Consider the following 16,987-nt stretch of genomic DNA (forward strand, 5'->3'; position numbering starts at 1 on the left):
GTGGCGAACATCAACAATCCCCCGTTCTGGCTCGTCCTGGGCCTGCCCTGGCCGGACGGGTCCCGCAACGACACCGAGGAATGCGCCCAGGCGATCGCGCCGACGTTCATCCCGCGTGAGGCGCAGTCGCGGCCCGTTCAGGCCATCCTCGACTTCGCCATCGGTCTCCACCGCAAACACGGCATGCGCGTCATCTTCCTGTCCGAGCTGACCGGGTTCCTGCGCCGGGCGCAGGCGAACTGGGCCGAGATCGGCGTCCCTGACTTCGACACGGCGCTGAGCGAACTGATCGAGGTCCCGACCCCGACCCTGTTCATGAGCCTCACGCAGTACGCGCACATGCTGCTCTGCACTGCCGGGAACGCTCAGACGATCACCCACTCGCCGGAGAATCCGGCCGGCCGCACCGTCGACCCCTCCGAGTACGCCGAGCTCAAGAAGAACCTGCAAGGCGCGCTCGACCGCGACTGGCCTGCCTACATCGACAGCCTCACGCGATCGGGCCGCCTGCGTGTGGACTAGAACGGCTGCCCTGGTGGGGCCAGGGAGTCATTCGCGTAGAGGCGTCTCGAGTGCCTCGCGCACCTGATCGGCCAGGTCGTCCTCGTCACCGAGGAGCGCCGTGGAGCGCTCGACACCGGGCGGCCTGAGCGTCACCCCGCCGGTGAACTCGTCACCGTCGAGGACGACCGGGTCGGCGATCGCCCGGGACAGGTCGACCGCTCCCGCGAACAGTGCCGCGCCCGCGGTGCTCTGTAGGCGCAGCCCGCCACTCCCGACCAGATCGCGCAGGTTGGTGTGCTGGGCGACTTCGCTCCCCGACATGTCCAGCTCACCGAACACCGCGGCTCCCTGCAGGTCGAGTACGCCTTCGATCAGCGCGCCACGTAGCGACAGCTGGCGCTCCACCCCGAGGTCGATGGCGAGCAGGTCGCCGCCGAAGTACGCCTCACTGGCGTCGAGTCCGTTCCAGGAACGCAGCGCAAGCCGCGTCGTGCCCGTCAGCCGCGCGCGGGCCAGGCTCAGTCCTCCGAGTGCGATTCCGTCGAGGTCCAGGTCGTGGAGCTGGGCATCGCTGAGATCGAGGTGCAGGGTGGCACGCCGGTTCCGGTCGCGGGCGACCCGCTTGAGGTGAGTACACAGCCGCTGCTGCACCGCCCGGGCCACACGCTCGTCTCGCCCCGCCGGCGCTGCCCGCAGGAGTTCGCACCACACGGCGATCACCGCCGCCGAGCTGGCCCCATCCCGCTGGGCGATCGCGCCGAGCTCCTCGAGGGCTGCGAACGCAGCAACCAGGTCCTCGCCGGTGAGCCGGGCCGCACAGTCGTCGATCCTGTTCGACGGGCCGATGCCCAGAGCACTGGTGTCACCCCCCTGGACCGGGGCCCCCAGAGGGACATCCGCCCGCCCTCGTGGGCGTAGTGCGACGAACCCCGACACCACGATGGCCACTGCGGTCGCCGCGATCGCAGGAAACAGCCACGCACCGGCGCTGTGCAGCCCAGCAGCCGCGGCGACCCCACTCACCCTGCTCTCCTTCCCCTGATGGCTGGGTCGGCGCCGTCGACGGCGCCCACCTCGCTGTGTCGGCTGGGTTCAGCGACGTGGGCGCGGGGCGCGCGTCGCCTGCCGAGTCGGCGCCGGCTGCGGAGGCGACGAGACCTGCCGGGTCTCCGAACGCACCGCCGCGCCGGGCTCGGTGGTCGGGGGGCGGTGGGCGACCTCGGCGCGCAGCGCCGCCGCGGTCGGCACGCCGGACTCCTCGGCATGGGCGATCGCGCTCTCGCGGTCGGCTCGGCGCCGGTCGATGCCGGCCTCGTCCTGCCCGATGAGGTCCTCACGCGGCCGGGTGTCCAGGTCATCCGGCGTCCGTGCATGCGCGGCGGCCTGTTCCTCAGCATCGGCCGCGCGACCCCGCGCCTCGGCAGCCCGGTTGAACTTGCTCCAGACCTCTCCCGGGTCCGGCGCAGCGAGAATCTCCGCGATGTACGCGTCGTCCTCGACCGTGCCGGCGCCTCGCGACATCTCCAGCGCGGTGCGCTCGACGGCGTTGGTCGGATCGAGCTCGCGGACCTCGAACGGCGACGGGGGCACACCGTCCCGGACGGCCTCAGTGACCGGACCCGGCCTGCGCGACTCCTCAACCTCGGTGAGGTTCCTGAGCCGCGCCGCGTGCTGGGCATCGCGTTCCTGACCCGACACCTCGCCCGCCCTGCGGGCCTCGTTCTCCCGGAAGTCGACCCCCCGCCGCAGCAACGTCTTCAGATAGCCAGCAGGGGTGACGGCGCTGCGGATTCGGTCCTCCGGCAGCCGCGCAAGCTCCTCCGCGACCGGGGCACCCTGCTCCTTCCACGCCAGCAGCTGCTTGGCCAGTCCCGGCCAGGCGCGGCACCCGATCACCGAGTCCGCGGTCTCCGGCGCGAGGTAGCGGCGCATCATCCGCTCGGCCGGCCCCAGGTCGGGCCCCGTCCGATACACCCCGGTCTCCGCTTCGGCCGCCGCCCGTCCCGGCTCAGCTGTCGCCTCGGTCGGCCGCGACGAGCGCGCCCGCTTCTCCAGCACCGCACGCAGGTACGCGGCGGGGTCACCGGCCGCGTTGATCTTCTTGCCAGGAAGGCCCGCCAACAGGGGGGTGAGGTCATGGCCGTCGGACCGCAGGTCGGTCAGCTGCGCCTGCACCTGCCCGAAATTGCGGCTGCGGTACACCCGGTCGGCCTCCACACCGGCCTCGTGCAGTCCCTGCGCGAGCGCCTGGTCGACCTCGCGGGCGACGACCGGGTCGACCTGTACGGCATCGACCACCTGTAGCCGGTCGGCCACCTGCGACACCAGACTGCTCGTGTAGCCCGCGAGGTTGCACAGCTCCTGGTCCTGCTGGTCGTACCAGGCACGGATCGCACCGGTATCGAGCCGACCGAGGACGTCCTCGATCGCGTAGCCGCGGTCCTCCAGACGACTCAGCTCGTGAGCCAGCTGGTCGATCGAGGAGTAGTCGACATCGTTCTCATCGCGGCGGGGGCGAAGTACCCCCGCAACGAGGCCAGGGTCGTGCGCCCACGCCGTGTGCAGGCCATGGGCCAGCCGCTCACGCAGCTGCACCTCGTCCTCACGCACCTCGGTGCGGGCGTGCTCGGCGCGCAGGAAGCCGTAGGTACCGAGCTCGCCGAGCGACTTGAGCGTGCGCTGCTCGCCGCGGGTCACCTCATCCTGCAGCCGCAGCGCGGACTCCCGGTCGGGGACGACCACGAACACCGACAGCGACTTCTCGTGGTACGAGCCGTGCGCCCACAGCCCCCACCCTCCGCGCGTGCCCGACGGCGAGTTCTCCGGCATGGGCCCGGCCGTGGTGTGCACCGTCCAGCCGAACTGCGGTTCGCTGCTGGTCCTGTGCTCGAATCCTTCCGCCCCGTTCGCGCTGCTCTCGCGGAAGGCTGCCTCGTCGGCCGCGGCCATCGCGCGAACCCGGGGGTCGAGGTCGTTGGCGTACTGCTGCGCCGTGCGGGCAGCCGCACGCTGCTGACTCCAGGCGGCCTGACCCAGTTCCATCCGGCGCTGCCGCAACGCGTTGGCCGTCACCAGCATCAGCTGCGTCCAGGCCTGGACCTGCTCCCGCCCAGGGCTCAGCAGAGGAACGTCCTGGTCGATCTGACCCGTCATCGGCCTCTCCCTCGCGTCTGGTTCTCCTGCCGCCGAGCCTGCGGAGCCCGGGCCGGCCCCGGCGGGGGCTGCTGCGGCCGCTGACGGCGCGTGGTCTTCGTCTGGCCCCGGCCCGGGCCGTTCGACGTCGTCCGCGCCGAGGTGGCCTGAGCCGAACTGCGCAGCGCGGTGCAGCTGCGCTGCGCGGCCTGCGCCTGGGCAAGGCGCGCCTGTGTCTCCCGCAGGGCGGCGATCTCGGCGACCAGCGCTGCCAACGCCAGCACCAGCCGGGCCCCGTCGCCCGCGCCGTGGCGGCTCACGGTCCGCGTCGCGGCCAGCCGCCACGCCGACTGTCGCAGCGCCTTCGCCACCGGCGACCACCGCGACGGCAGGACCTGGCCCGGTACCCGGGTCGCCCGGTCCAGGTCGTTGCCCGCGTCCCGGCGCACTCGCTCGCCCTGGTCCTGGCGGCCGGTCACCGCGCCCACCGCGGCGAGCATGTCGCCGGCCGCGTGTGCGACCCCGTCCGCGCTCGCCCCGGTCTCGCCGGCGGCGAGGGTGGCCGTGGCGTGCTCCATCGTCGAGACCGCATCGTCGATCGCGGCCGCGCGCTCCCGCGGGCTCACCGTCGCCCGGTGCGTCTCCTCCGCTGCGCCGGACACCGGCACCGGTGCGGGCGCCGAGTCCCACCGCAGCACCAGGTTCGGCAGCGAGAGGTCCCGGGCCAGCGTGCGCCCGGAGAACCACACCGGCTGACCAGCCCGTGTGACATCACCCGGCGCCGCCACGGAGTACCCGACCATCGGGGCGTGCTGCTCCCCCGACTCCGGGTCCTGTTCCGGCGGCCCGTAGCGCGGCCGGACCAGCACACCCAGCTCTCCCAGCGCCGCCACGAACGCTTCCGGGTCGCGTGCCTGCACCGCCGCGACCCGTGCCGTCCGCCGCAGCCACTCCCGCGAGGACTCGTCCAGCTCCCGTCGGGCCGCCTTCTCCTGCTCGGCCTGCGACGGCCCGGTCACCGAGCTCCGGTCGGCGCCCGCCGTTGCCGCCAGCCCCAACTCCGCCTCCGCGGCTTGGCACGTCTCCCGAGCCCGGACGAAGTCCCGGTACGGGTACACCCGCTTCCCCGACTCCTGACGCACCAGCACCGCCGCGACGTGCACGTGGTCGTCGTCATGCCGGATCGCGACCCATCGACAACCGTCCGGATCCCCGCGCTGTGCGATCCCCGTCCGGTCCAGCAGATCCTCGACCACCCGCGCCCACTGCTCGTCGCTCAGCACCGGATCCTCCGGTGAGTTGCGCAGTGAGCAGTGCCAGACCGGGCCCTGCCGCATCCGCTTGCCCTGCTCCACCACCGGCTCACGCAGACCCACCCCGGCCCCGACCGCCGGCGCGCTGAGATCGTCGACCAGGGCGCGCACATCGAACGAGCCGTCCGCAGCCTGCGCGGGCTGATGCGTCTCGGGTGCCCCGTCCCAGGTAGCCACGACCCGCTGCCCGGTGTGCTCGTTGAACCGCCCCGGGCCCATCAGGTAGCGGATCAGCCCCTCAGCGCGCCACCCGCGGCTGATCTTTGCGATCACCGCCGGCTCCTGCTCCGCCGCGCCTGCGGCATCGCCTCGGTCACCTGCTGATCGACCTCAGTGACCGTGCGGTCGATCCGCTCGACCGCCCGTGCCACCATCTGCGCGACCTGACCGACTGTCGACTCGAGCGCCCCATCGGTGTTCGCGACCCTCGCGATGTCGTTGAGGTTCCCGCCGATGTTGCGCAGCACCCGGCGGTCCTCCATCAGCTCCGAGCGCAGCCCCATCAGCCTCTGCATCCGCGAGCCGGCCGCACCTGCCGAGACCCGAGCACCGGGCACCACCGGTTCGGGCAGCTCCGCAGCCCGGGCCGCCGAGTCCCCCACCCACGCACCCGGGGCCATCGCCGCCCGGGCCGCCGCCGCTTCGATCGCCGCCCACTCCGACTCGGAGAACGACACGGTCGTGGTGTGCGGCCGTCCGCCCTCGGCACGAGGGCGTCGAGTCCGGGTCATCGAAGATCCCTCCCCTCGGGTTGGCGTGGCGCCGGCAGGACCGGACGTGGCGGGCCGAGATCACCCGGACCCGACGCCGACGATCTCACACGCCAGCCTCACATCGGTGTTTTCCTTAGGAAAACACCTAACTTGCTCCGCCGATTTGTGGGGCGACGCGTGCGGCGGCTCGAAATCGGCGGGACCCCGGCGCCCCGTCGGGCGTGCGGTCGCGCGCATCGCGCGGTGCGGCCTCATGGCGGCGCGCTTCGCTCGCGGTCGCGAGTACCAGCGTGTATCAGAGTGCATCGCGGGATTGATACACATCGCGGTACAGTCCGCCCTATGAACGCGCGCGGGGCGACAGCGCAGGCCAAGACGCAGGCTCGTAAGGCGGCCCAGGACCTTCTGCAGGCACGGATGCGGCCCATCACCAAGCTCGCCGAGCTGGGGGTCGAGGTGGACAACGCACGCGCGGAGTCCGACGCCGCGCGGGAGCGCCTGAGGACCAAGCAGGAGGCCTACGCCGACGGCTACCGCGATGCGCGCGACGCCGGGTGGAGCCCGGCCGAGCTGGAGGAGATCGGGTGCGGCACGCAACCCGCCGGCGCTGCCCTGCGCACGACGCCCCGTCGCACGGACCACGACGGCAGCACGAGCAGCGCCACGCCCACCGACCGCGACGATGACTACAGCGCCCACGACTCCGCCACTCCCACCCCGGAGCCGACGGACCTCGACGCCGCACACACTCAACCGTCCTGAACCGTCCTCCGCCGCATCGTCGGTAACCAGGCGGCCGGCACACGCGCGCAGCACGAAGGCGCCGTACGCGGATGCGTACGGCGCCTTCGGTGTGTGTAGCTCGTTCAGGCTCTCGACCTGGGCAGTCGCCGATGCCGCCGGGACGCGGCCAGCACCATCCCCGCGAGGGGCCGGGTACAGCTGCCAGCGCGCCCAGCAGGGGTCAGTGGCAAGTGATCACGGAGCGCTAGCGCAGTGATCGCGCGGCAGCCGGGGAGCGCAGCGACCCGTGCAGTTCACGAACGACGCGGCGGCCTGGTGGCCAGCTCACTCACCGGTCTTGGCGTGTCCGGCCCGGCCGGGGCGGCTCCGCCGGTCGCCGAACTCCCACAACGCGCGGCGGTGCCAGAGGGCCCGCCCGTCGGCATCGGTCTGCTCGGGCGCCGGGAAGTAGTCACGGTTGCGCGAGAGGAAGCTGCGGATCGTCGACTCGTTGCGGTAGCCGAGCACGCGGGTCGCCTCGGTGATGTCGACGAGCTCGTCGGGCTCGCCGGTGTAGTCCACCGGTGTCAGCGAGCGACGCTTGGCTGCCTCGCGCTCGTCGTTCCACGCGTCGGTCTCCTCGAGGTCGAAGTAGAGGAACCGCTCGAAGCGCCGCACCGGCTCGGGATGCTCGTTGTCGGCTCGCTGGTGGTACAGCACGGCGAGCCATTGCGCGTCCAGGCGGTAGCGCTCGGCCATCCCGGGCCGGTTGATCAGGGTGCGCCCCTCGTGCTCGATCGTCGCCGGTGGCTGCTCGCGCCGCGCGGCTGCGTTCCGGACCGTGTCGACGAACGCGCGCATCGCCTCCAGGTCCCACCACTGGCGGCGGCCTTCCCGATACACCAGCTCGGGATGGTCGTTCGTGTCCCGGTCCCGCCACCAGGTCCGCGCGGTCGACTCGCCGATCCCGAACTCCGCGCAGAGCGCGGCGCGCGTGACGAGCACGCGCCCGTCGCGCTCGAAGCGGTCGGGCGTGCGGGGACTGGCCTGTCGTGCGGGTGACACCAGCACGATCCTAGGCCGCGTCATCACTCCTCCTCGCCGGTGCAGACCGCCCCGCACGACACCGGGCCCGACCCGCGCGGCCCGGACGGGACCGGCTCCCACTGCGTCCGGGGCCGGATGCTCCAGCCGGCCGTCCGGTGCCCGCCGGTGTGTGACCGGGCGGGCACCGGGTCGGCGGGGGCGTTCATCGTCGGTCCTGCAGCTCGGCCTCGGTGATGACGCGAGGGCGCTTCATGCCGTAGTCGAGCCCGTTCTCGATGGTGGTCGTGACTTCCTGGGCGGTCGTGATGCTGCGGACCCGACCGGCGGAGTCCGTGGTCGTGCCGACGTGGGTGAGCGCCACCTCGAGCAGTCGGGCGAGAGCGTCGGCCCGCGTGAGGTGCTCCCCACCCACGAGGTTGCCCACCTTCAACGCGGCGTCGCGTCGCGCCTTGTGCCGCCTGCCCACGCCCTTCGGCACCGTCTTCAGCTTGTCCAACTCGGCCTCGACGATCCGGTCGACGTAGGCCTGAACGCGCTTGCCCCGCGTTGCCGACGTGCCCGCATGGGCTGCGCGCGGCACCGGGATCGGCTCCGGCTGCGGTGCAGGGCGCGCGGCGCACATGGCGTCGAGCAGCCAGCGCGGCAGCGGCGCGATCGGTCGGCTGTTCTGCGCCCGGTAGACCCCGTCACTGCGCCGCGACGTCGCGGCAACGATGTAACCGCCCCCCGCTCGGACGTCCAGCAGCGGCGCGAGGCGGCTCTCCGAGTTGCGCAGCTCGACGTCATCCGGCGCGCGGAAATAGAGATGAACGCCCTTCCGCGGGCTCTGAACCCGGTAGGTGTCCAGCGGGAACCTCTCCCCGGCTGCGTCGGCCATCCGCTGAAACACCTGCAGGCCGTGCTTGCACCCCTCATACGGCTCGGCCAGCTCCGGCGCCCCGGGCTTCGCCGGGTCGAGGTCGACGACCACAAGCCGGGAGGGGAGCGTCGCTATGGCCAAGTTATAGGGCCGCTTCGCCCACCACTGCATGATCTTCTCCGGGTCACGGGTGGCCTCGTTCTCCCAGTCCTTCACCGCGGGCATGTTCTTCGTGCCCGGGTACAGCGGGAACACGTACAGCCCTGCCGCTGCGGCCTCCAACGCCCGCCGTCCCCGCTCCCCGAGCGTGCTCCCGTGGCCGGTCGTCGGTGCGGGCTGCGTCTCGTTCGTCATCTCCGCTCCTTCTGCTGTCGGACCCGACCCCGGGACCCGCCGCGCGGCGGGCCCCGGGATGCGGTCGGTCACGCGGGGTCGGTGGCCCAGGACGGGCACCACGGCTGGCAGAGCTGCCCGGCGGGAGCGCCACACAGGTCGTCGGCGCCCTCGCACGGCACGGCGGGGCGCACGATCTCCCAGGACGAGCACGACGGCTCGCACGACTGCCCGGCGGGGGCGCCGCACGGCTGGTCGACTCCCCGGCACGGCTGGTCCCGGTGCTCGTTCAGCACCGCGGTGACCGGGTCGGTCCCGACCCGCTCGCGCACGGGCCCATGCAGAGCTCCGCGGATCGCGGCGCTGATGGCGGACATGCCGCCCGACTCGGGGTTGCGAGGCGTCGTGGTCATCTCGGACTCCTTCGGTCGTTCGGTTCGCGGTGGTTGTTGGACTCGCATGCCGTACGCTTCCAACACTTTAGATTTTACAGCGCTTCCTGGTGGTTCGCTACCCCCTACCACCATTGACCTGCGATTTTTCCTGGCCGGGCGCGTAGCTGGCCGCGTAGGCGATGTCGACGCTTCGGTCCACCGGACGGAAGCCGGCGACCGGGTAGCCGAGGTTCTGCAAACGCACTCGCCTGTGAACATGCGCGTGCGCGCGGTTTCAGTCTACTCCCATCTGTGGACGGTGACCTTGCCGACTGTGCGGCCGTTCTCGACCAACTCGTGCGCCTCGCGGAGTGTGGTCGGTGAGATCGGCGCGAGTGTCGTTGTGGCCGTGGTGCGGATGCGGCCCTGATCTACAAGGTCAGCGACAGTGTTCAGGAGCTGGTGCTGTTCAATCATGTCCGGGGTCTGCCTGAGCGGGCGGGTGAACATCAGTTCCCAGTGCCAAGCGATGCTCTTGCCCTTGAGCGGGAACACGTCGCGCGGACCGTCGTCAATGGCGACAATATGCCCGAACGCTCGAACGATCCGCGCATAGGTTTCGATCTGCCCCGCGGAATGCGCGGTGAACAGCCAGTCCACGCCATCCTGCGCGACGGCGAGCACCTGCTCAGCCAGGTCGTCGCGGTGGTTCACCACATGCTCCGCGCCCAGGTTGCGCACCCAGGCGGAGCGTTCATCGTCGGAGGCGGTGGCGATCACGGTGACGTTCGGCAGGAGCGCGTCGGCCAGTGCCAGCATGATCGATCCGACTCCGCCGGTCGCGCCGATCACCAGCAGGGTGCCGGTCGAGTCCTCGGTAAGGGCGAGCCGCTCGAACAGGGTCTCCCAGGCGGTGATCGCCGTCAGCGGCAGCGCAGCAGCGTCGGCAAACGACAGCACCTGCGGCTTGCGCCCCGTAATCCGCTCATCCACAACATGCAGGCGCTGGTTCGTACCTGGCCGGTCGATGCTGCCCGCGTAGTACACCTCGTCACCCGGAGCGAACAGCGTCACCGCTGAGCCGACCTCGCGCACCGTACCGGCGGCGTCGAAGCCGAGCACCTTGAACCCGTTCGCAGGAGCGCCTTCCCGCAGTTTCACATCGACCGGGTTCACCGAGACCGCCTCGACCTCGACCAACAAGTCATGCGGTCCAAGTTCGGGCACCTCGACCTCGCGGGCGGTCAGCGCCTCGGGGTCGGTGGCGGGGAGGTTCTTCTCGTATCCGATCGCAGTCGTAGCCGTCATGCCAATTATGGTTCCCCAGACCTACTGGTTACCGTCAAGGCAACCTAGTACCCATCGGATACCATGAACGTATGAGTCAGACCGTGGATGAGTGCGACCGGAACGACGTGTACGCGGCCATGTGTCCGTGCCGCGACATGCTCGACCTGCTCGCCAACAAGTGGAGCGCCCTGGCCATCGGTGCGCTCGAAGACGGGCCGCAACGCAACGGGCAACTCAAACGACGCTTGGAAGGCGTCAGCCCCAAGGTGCTGTCCCAGACCCTCAAGCGTCTCGAAGACCACGGCCTGCTCACTCGCACCGTCTACCCCGAGGTTCCCGCTCGCGTGGAGTACGAACTTACTGACCTCGGACACAGCGCAGCCGCCCCGTTGAAGCATCTGCGCGACTGGGTTGAACACAACGTCGGAACCGACCAGTAGCGACCCCCTCGGCGCTACATCGAGCCAGGAGTCCCGGCCTCCGCGTAATACCGCGTCAACACAGACGAGGCGTCGCGGTCGCCGTCACCGGACACGACAGAGTTCAGCAGGTACCGGTACCCGTCACCGGTCGTCATCACCCTAATTGATAACGTCACACCTAGAAGGTGCGAAGTAACCGACGCGCGAGCACAGGAGCGCTTCTGTCATTTCGAAGGCGAGACTTCGCGCGATTGGGATTCGCCGGGCCATCCTTCTTCTCTTTCGTCGAACGTCACCGCAACACCGTGTCGCTGGGGTTCGTGAAATCTTCTTCCGGAAGCGAAACCCAGGTACTGCGCCATGAGGAACTCGCCGCAGCGATGCACAGGCGTTCGACAGTTCGGTCGCACGAACCGATCGTTTGTTAACGGACGGCACTGTACGTCGATCGAAAGTCGCGCCGACACCCCCTGCGAATTCGCGTCGCGGGATAGTTTGCCAGGATCCGGCGATCAGCGTGGTGCGCATCAAGGAGGTGCGCAGCGGCCTCAGCACGAGGAGCCTGCCCGCGAGGCCGACCACCCCGCCCCTAGGAACGGTAGGAGTGCGACGTCGGGGCGAGCTGGGGGCCACCCCCCGAGACCGAAAGTAGCACCGCAGCGACGATAAGCGCCACGCCAACCAGGGTGGTCGTCAGCTCCCCGACCAACGAACCGATCCATCCGCGTTCCTGGAGGTCTCGGAACATCCTTATGCTCAGCCCGAACGTTCCGTTCGAGCTGCGAACCGATCGTCTCGATGCGTCGTGGCAGACGCCTCAGCTGTCCACCGATGACCTGGAGTTGCACGCGGCCGTCGGCGAACATCTCCCTTGAGTCCATCGCCAGACGTATGAAATGAGGAGTTCGAGCAAGGGCCCGATCGACCAAGTCGTAGTCGGCAACGAGCTGGCACAGCGTTCCCTCGAGTGACACGAAGGAAACGACTGGCGTTCTCCTCCGCTGTTGGGGACGTCGGGTCGGCTGAAATAATGGCCGGGACGATACGGTGGCGAGTCAGAGCGCCGTGATCCACCGCGCGATCTCGTCAGCGAGCTCGTCGCTATTGTCTTCGACCATCAGCATGTGGCCGTTCCCAGCGAGAACAGGCAGTTCGGACGACCAGAAGGTGACGGCGGCGCCCTGATCGGTGAGCCAGGCCACGATGTCCTGATCCAGCTGCGAGGGGTGGTCGGTATCGGCTCCACCCGTGAAGACGAGAATCGGCTTGTTCGTGAACGCGTCGGTCGGCCCGATCCTCATTTGGCTCCCACCGATGTTCTGACGCTGATAAAGCATCCGGGCCGGGATCGGCCGAAGGGTGCGGCGGAACACCTCGATGCACTCGCGGGGGAACCGCCGGCTGGGTCCGATGGCCTTGTCGTTCACGAAGGCGCTTGTGGGTTCCCAGAAACCCATCTTCGGGATGGTCCAGTCGATGGCCGCTCCACGGATGGAGACCTCCTGGTCGGACTCCCTCACGATCTCGGGCACCGCCTGTACATTTCCAGGCGGGCCCGGAGCGACGGCTACGAGCCCGTCGATGAGATCGCCATGCGTCTCTAGGAGGCGGAAGCCAATCGGACCTGCCATCGAGTGCACGACCAGCACGACGTTCCGGCCGAGACCAGAGAGGAACACGCCCATCCCTCGGCACACGCTCTCATAGTCCAGCCGCGCAGACGCCGCACGATCATCGACGTGTTGGGCCGCCTCATAGGACAACCCCAGCCAGTCCACCACCAGCACACCGTAGCCAAGCGATACCAATCGTGCCGCCCAGCCCTGTCGGCCGTCGGGCGTCTCGAGATAGCACTCCTTCGAGACACCACCCCCGTGCACGAGGACGATCCACCGAGCAGGCGCACCCGACGGCGCCAGTTCGGTGTACGAGATCGGCGCGACGTCGTCTGGGCGTGAAATCGAATCCATAGCTTCCCCAGGCCTGTTAGGCAATGACGGCGTCGAGGGCCCGTGCGAGCCTCTCCGGATGCGTGAGCATCACCAAATGGCTTCCGTCGATCTCGATCGTGCGCGGACTATCAAGCCGCCCGGCCGCGGCCTGGTAGATCTCAGCGGGAACGGCCTGGTCCTGAGCGAGGAACACATAACTTGACGGGATGCTGCTCGCCCAGAACTGGTCGAGGCGGATCGGCTCATAGGACCAGCCTGCCGGCGTTGGGACGAGCCTCGGCTCGAGCGCGGCGAGCTGCTGCTGCTCGAACGGGGACATGTCCTGCATAGACGCGGCCCAGAGCTCAGGCGGCATGACGACGGTGTTGTCGTCGGACTGACTCGCAAGCGCCTTCATCGCTGCGACCAACGGATCGGGGAGCACGTCGTTAATGGTCTCGCCGTCGCGCAGCACCCAGGCGTCGACGAAGACGACCCGGCCGATGCGCTCGGGCATCGCCTCAGCGACGAGTTGGATGAGCGGACCTCCGCCGCTATGACCGACGAGCACGATGTCGAGCTGGGTGAGCTCTCTTACCTGATCGATCAGATCGCGCGCCATCATGCTCATCGTGACGCCGGAGCGGTCCACGTCACCGTCTTCGAGACCGCGCAGCGTCGGCGCGATCACCTCGTGCCCCATTCTGCGCAATTCGTCGGCGACGCCGTCCCACGCCCAGCCGCCTACCCATCCGCCGTGCACCAGTACGATCTGCATTGATCATCCTCTTCGCATATTTATCTGCTGAGCAGAACTTGTTTCTAACTAGAAGACACAATAGCTTGCGCGGCGCCAACAGTCCAGCATGGCTCGAGCTCTCTTCAGAACGCGCCGAACGACCCCTGCACCAGGTCGCAGGGGAAAGAGACGACGAGCCTTCAGGAGGTCAGGTCGGCCAGACGTACGGCTGCCTCATCGAGGAGTGCGACGAGGGTCTTCACCTTGCGGGGAGGCAAGCGGAACACCGGGGCAGATGCGTTGATCGCCAACCGCAGCCCGCTCGCCGAGGGAACGGCCACGGCCACCGAGGCCACGCCCTCCTCGCTCTCCTCCCGGTTCGTTGCATAGCCCTGCTTCGCGACAAGATCCAGTTGTGCGAGTAGTCGCGCAGTGCCTCCTGGGGCATGCCCCAGTGGGTGTCCTGCTCCTCGTTGTCGGCTGCGGCGTGCCCGCGCAGCCAGACCTCGGCTTCGTCGATGTAGCGGGCCCGGGCGAGCGCGGCCGTGATCGCGTCGGCTTCCATGCAGGACATCGCCGGACCGACGTCGCTGGCTGTCCAGCCGTTGCCGAAGACCCACGCCAGATGCGCGAGGCCCTCGTTGCCCGCGGTCTGCTGGTTCATGGTGGTTCCTCTCGTGTCGATGTTCAGCGGTTGCTGAGGTCGGTGACCGCGTCCAGAACGGCCGCGACGAGTCGGTTGCCCTCGTCTCGTGCGGTGTCCCGCGCTCCGGCGTTGTGGAAGGTGCGGTAGCCGGGGGTCAGGGCTTCCGTGGCGGCGAGCTCGGCGCGGTGGCGGTCACCGGCCTCCAGGTGCGGGCGGATCGCGCGGAACGCTCCGCGCAGCTCGTCGGCACTCATGGGCATCCCGGCGACGATCCCGTGTCCGTCACGTCCGCCGATGCCGCGCAGGAGGCGCAGCAGTACGGCGAGCAGGACAGAGGTGGTGGGGGTCGACTCGATGCGGGCGAGGGTGTCCATGGCGAACTCCTTGATGGTGAGGTTGTGCGGGGTCACGCCTCCAGCCGGGCCAGCTGCAGGGTGACGCGGTGCCCCTCGGCAGCCAGGACTGCCACATCGGCCCCTGACGGGGTCTGGCGGCCGAGCCCGTCGTCGTAGGCGCGGAACTCGGCGCGCACCTGCTCCGGGTCGAGCCCGTCGATATCTCCCTCCCCGGTCAGCGCGACCAGTCGCCGCGCGGCGCGGCGCATCTCGGACCGCAGGTAGGCGGCGGCCCGCTCGTCCGCGTTCTCCTCGGCGCGCATCCACGCCGCGCTGAACTCCCGCTCGGCCTGCCTGATCTGAGCCTTGGTCATCGCGTCCGTCATGGTGATCTCCTTCGAGCCGTACCCCTCGGCCTGGTCAGCTCGAGCCTGCGCGATCCGCGCCGTCGCCCGCGGGGGAACCCCTAACTCAGAGTTAAGGGTTGCGATCCGGGCGAGGATCTCCGGGGCACCCCACCGGGCGATCCCCGACGGCCGGGGCAGGCCGAGTGCGATCCCGATGTCGACGAGGGCGGCGCCCATCCCCTCAAGGGCGTCCAGCAGCTCGACCGCGGTCGGACCGTCCTCGACGTCGGTCAGGTCCCGCCCGGCGGCCGGGCGGGCGAGCACGGCACGCACGATCGTCTCGACGTGGCTGCGCGTCTTCGGCGAGGCGTGCATCCAGGCGGTCAGGTCACCCGGAGCGATGTCGCAGCTCTGGACCCACGCGATCGCGTCGGCCAGCTCGGTGTCCGGCCCGTCAGGCTCGGTAGCGCTCACGGCTCTCGCCTCCATACCTGTCGCTCGGTTCGTCCCGTGAACTCGCCCCGACGGCATGGGGCTCCGCCGTCGCTGTACGCGCACCGGCGGCAGTACGCGGACAGCAGCCGCCACCACGCCAGCGTGCAGCCGCACCAGCGGCACCGGCGGGTCATGACGCTCTCTCCGCAGCGACCCGCCGGATCGCGTCCCGGTACTCGCGGTCGTACCCCTGCACCTCGGGAGTCAGCTCCTCGAACGGCACCAGGGCCGGGTGATCGGGACGGGTGTCAATCCGCCACATCGCCCACGCGTCGTGGACGTCCTCCAGGCTGGTCGCGGTGCCCTTCACCAGCACCAGCAGCACGTAGTAGCGCAGCAACTCGACCGGGATGGCGGGGATCATGTGGTTCAGCGCGTCGGTGACCGAGTCGACGTAGGTCACGCGGCCGCTGTCCGGCCCGTCGGGCACAGTCGGGTTCTCAGCCACAGCGGCGCTCCGTCCACTCGGTGTGGAGCGCCAGGTCGTAGAGCCGCTTGTACTCGGCCTCGCCGAGGTACCGAGCGATCGCCCGGTCACCAGGCTCGCCCGTCAGCTCCTTCACTACCTGGGCGGCGTGCGAGCAGGCGTCCCGCTTCGTCAGCGCCACTAGCGCCGGGGCGTCCCGGTAGGTGCACGGGTAGTTCTCGCGGGCGTAGGCGAAGCTCCGCTCCCAGTGGACCTTCCACAGGAACATCAGGACGGCGCCGCGGTCGAGGTCGGTCATGTCCTGCCACTGCGGGAGGCGGCGGGTCTGGATCCACGTCTTGCCGGGGAGACCGCCGCCGGGGCAGCGGTTCCCGCGCGGGCCGTGGCTGTAGATCGGCATGCGTCGTACCCCGGGCAGGGGGCGGGTACGGACGGGGTGGATCTCGTCGCAGACGGTGCACGCGAAGTGCAGCGGCGGGACGTCGCGCGGGGCGAGATCGGGGACAGCCGGGGTCACTGTGGGTCCCTTCAAGTGGTAGCGATCGGGAGGACGCCGTTCCATGCGAGCGGGCTGGCCGGTCAGAGCCCAAGCAGGGCGGCGTCGCGGATCGCGGCGGCCATGCGGGCGTGGGAGTCGAGTACGTCCTGGCGCCACCCGGCCCAGCCGCGGGCGTTCAGGTCGGCGAACAGGTGCGGGCTGTAGTGGTAGACGTGCACATTCCGCTTGTAGGCGGCGACGTCGAGGTCGGTGCCGGCGGGGGCGGCGTCGGCGGTCCACCCGCGGGCGGCGAGCATCCGGCGGGCGTCGTCGGCGCGGGCGATGGTGTCGCGGTGGGCGGCGCGGGCGTCGTCGAGGACCTTGCGGGCCCCGCCCCGGCCGAGGGACAGGGCGCGGGCGGCGCAGCTCGACCCGTAGTAGGTGACGGCGTCGACGTTGCCGTCGGCGTCGAGGATGGCGAGGACGACGGTCGACTTGAGCTCGGCCTTCCCGCACCGCTCGCACTTCACGCACTCGTCGGTGATGCCGAGGTAGCGGAACGGGGCGGCGGGGGCGGAGGTCGTCGTCATACACCAAACTGTATAGTCTCCCTCTGCACTTGTAAGGGGGGGATGTACATTGATTGCATGCGCCGCCCCAACACCATCCGAGCCATCCCCGACACGACCGAGCGAGCCAAAGCCGCCATGGCCGCGACCGCCGAAGCGCAGCGCGCCATCGTCGAGTACCGCACCCTCACCACCGCCGCCGTGCAGGAACTCCGACGCACCATGAGCCTCGGACAGGTGGCCGCCGCGCTCGGCGTCAGTCGCTCCCGCATCCAGCAACTGGAGAAGTGACTCCGGCCCGTCGGTGGGC

20 protein-coding genes are annotated in these 16,987 nt (G+C 69.9%); 4 read left to right on the top strand and 16 right to left on the bottom strand.

All coding sequences use genetic code 11. From position 1 onward, the window contains the following. Nucleotides 1–522, top strand: coding sequence for a hypothetical protein (locus AC0GKK_RS28050; protein ID WP_337826975.1), 522 nt, complete (start codon nt 1–3; stop codon nt 520–522). A gap of 27 nt (nt 523–549) precedes the next feature. On the opposite strand, the gene AC0GKK_RS28055 is transcribed toward AC0GKK_RS28050, so the two are convergent. From AC0GKK_RS28055 to AC0GKK_RS28070, 4 genes are all read right to left on the bottom strand, one after another. Beyond that, complete coding sequence (locus AC0GKK_RS28055) at nt 550–1,527, bottom strand: hypothetical protein (protein ID WP_489884180.1); 978 nt, start codon at nt 1,525–1,527, stop codon at nt 550–552. 69 nt (nt 1,528–1,596) lie between these two features. Continuing rightward, nucleotides 1,597–3,657, bottom strand: a complete 2,061-nt coding sequence (locus tag AC0GKK_RS28060; RefSeq protein WP_489884181.1) for a hypothetical protein — start codon at nt 3,655–3,657, stop codon at nt 1,597–1,599. Further along, on the bottom strand, nt 3,654–5,222 hold the full coding sequence (locus tag AC0GKK_RS28065; protein ID WP_345645416.1) for a relaxase/mobilization nuclease domain-containing protein: 1,569 nt from the start codon (nt 5,220–5,222) through the stop codon (nt 3,654–3,656). The genes AC0GKK_RS28060 and AC0GKK_RS28065 overlap by 4 nt, the downstream gene beginning before the upstream one ends. Beyond that, nucleotides 5,219–5,626, bottom strand: a complete 408-nt coding sequence (locus AC0GKK_RS28070) for a MobC domain-containing protein (RefSeq protein ID WP_489884182.1) — start codon at nt 5,624–5,626, stop codon at nt 5,219–5,221. Before AC0GKK_RS28070 ends, AC0GKK_RS28065 begins: the two co-directional genes overlap by 4 nt. Nucleotides 5,627–6,004: 378 nt before the next feature. Here AC0GKK_RS28070 and AC0GKK_RS28075 point away from each other — a divergent pair, with 378 nt between their 5' ends. After that, nucleotides 6,005–6,424, top strand: a complete 420-nt coding sequence (locus AC0GKK_RS28075) for a hypothetical protein (protein ID WP_489884183.1) — start codon at nt 6,005–6,007, stop codon at nt 6,422–6,424. Nucleotides 6,425–6,730: 306 nt separating this feature from the next. On the opposite strand, the gene AC0GKK_RS28080 is transcribed toward AC0GKK_RS28075, so the two are convergent. From AC0GKK_RS28080 to AC0GKK_RS28095, 4 genes are all read right to left on the bottom strand, one after another. Further along, nucleotides 6,731–7,450 carry a hypothetical protein gene (locus AC0GKK_RS28080; protein ID WP_337826981.1) on the bottom strand — a complete coding sequence of 240 codons (720 nt, stop codon included), beginning with the start codon at nt 7,448–7,450 and terminating at the stop codon, nt 6,731–6,733. A gap of 184 nt (nt 7,451–7,634) precedes the next feature. Continuing rightward, a complete protein-coding gene (locus AC0GKK_RS28085; protein ID WP_489884184.1) occupies nt 7,635–8,645 on the bottom strand; it encodes a bifunctional DNA primase/polymerase in 1,011 nt (336 codons plus the stop codon). A gap of 68 nt (nt 8,646–8,713) precedes the next feature. Further along, entirely contained in the window at nt 8,714–9,037 is a 324-nt protein-coding gene (locus AC0GKK_RS28090) for a hypothetical protein (RefSeq protein WP_489884185.1), read from the bottom strand. A gap of 261 nt (nt 9,038–9,298) precedes the next feature. Further along, nucleotides 9,299–10,306 carry a zinc-binding alcohol dehydrogenase family protein gene (locus AC0GKK_RS28095; protein ID WP_024476678.1) on the bottom strand — a complete coding sequence of 336 codons (1,008 nt, stop codon included), beginning with the start codon at nt 10,304–10,306 and terminating at the stop codon, nt 9,299–9,301. A 71-nt stretch (nt 10,307–10,377) separates the two neighbouring features. Between AC0GKK_RS28095 and AC0GKK_RS28100 the strand changes: the two genes are divergently transcribed. Next, complete coding sequence (locus AC0GKK_RS28100) at nt 10,378–10,728, top strand: winged helix-turn-helix transcriptional regulator (RefSeq protein ID WP_024476679.1); 351 nt, start codon at nt 10,378–10,380, stop codon at nt 10,726–10,728. A gap of 1,037 nt (nt 10,729–11,765) precedes the next feature. Here AC0GKK_RS28100 and AC0GKK_RS28105 read toward each other — a convergent pair. The 8 genes from AC0GKK_RS28105 to AC0GKK_RS28140 form a co-directional block, all read right to left on the bottom strand. Further along, nucleotides 11,766–12,680 (bottom strand): alpha/beta fold hydrolase, encoded by a 915-nt coding sequence (locus AC0GKK_RS28105; RefSeq protein WP_024476680.1) that lies wholly within the window; start codon nt 12,678–12,680, stop codon nt 11,766–11,768. 16 nt (nt 12,681–12,696) lie between these two features. Then, nucleotides 12,697–13,419 (bottom strand): alpha/beta fold hydrolase, encoded by a 723-nt coding sequence (locus AC0GKK_RS28110; protein WP_489884186.1) that lies wholly within the window; start codon nt 13,417–13,419, stop codon nt 12,697–12,699. Between the two features lie 161 nt (nt 13,420–13,580). Continuing rightward, nucleotides 13,581–14,000: an IclR family transcriptional regulator domain-containing protein gene (locus AC0GKK_RS28115; RefSeq protein ID WP_489884187.1), complete on the bottom strand. Its 420-nt coding sequence runs from the start codon at nt 13,998–14,000 to the stop codon at nt 13,581–13,583. Between the two features lie 67 nt (nt 14,001–14,067). Beyond that, nucleotides 14,068–14,436, bottom strand: coding sequence for a hypothetical protein (locus AC0GKK_RS28120; protein ID WP_489884188.1), 369 nt, complete (start codon nt 14,434–14,436; stop codon nt 14,068–14,070). Then, nucleotides 14,433–15,182: a hypothetical protein gene (locus AC0GKK_RS28125; protein WP_489884189.1), complete on the bottom strand. Its 750-nt coding sequence runs from the start codon at nt 15,180–15,182 to the stop codon at nt 14,433–14,435. The genes AC0GKK_RS28120 and AC0GKK_RS28125 overlap by 4 nt, the downstream gene beginning before the upstream one ends. Before the next feature lie 151 nt (nt 15,183–15,333). Then, nucleotides 15,334–15,651, bottom strand: a complete 318-nt coding sequence (locus tag AC0GKK_RS28130; RefSeq protein WP_489884190.1) for a DUF7701 domain-containing protein — start codon at nt 15,649–15,651, stop codon at nt 15,334–15,336. Next, complete coding sequence (locus AC0GKK_RS28135; RefSeq protein ID WP_350589030.1) at nt 15,644–16,147, bottom strand: hypothetical protein; 504 nt, start codon at nt 16,145–16,147, stop codon at nt 15,644–15,646. The genes AC0GKK_RS28130 and AC0GKK_RS28135 overlap by 8 nt, the downstream gene beginning before the upstream one ends. 62 nt (nt 16,148–16,209) lie before the next feature. Next, a complete protein-coding gene (locus AC0GKK_RS28140) occupies nt 16,210–16,698 on the bottom strand; it encodes a hypothetical protein (RefSeq protein ID WP_350589031.1) in 489 nt (162 codons plus the stop codon). Nucleotides 16,699–16,755: 57 nt separating this feature from the next. On the opposite strand from AC0GKK_RS28140, the gene AC0GKK_RS28145 reads away from it, so the two are divergent. Next, nucleotides 16,756–16,968 carry a sigma factor-like helix-turn-helix DNA-binding protein gene (locus AC0GKK_RS28145; RefSeq protein WP_350589032.1) on the top strand — a complete coding sequence of 71 codons (213 nt, stop codon included), beginning with the start codon at nt 16,756–16,758 and terminating at the stop codon, nt 16,966–16,968. The last annotated feature ends 19 nt before the right edge of the window (nt 16,969–16,987 follow it).

It is taken from the genome of Pseudonocardia sp. P-1 (assembly GCF_058111925.1).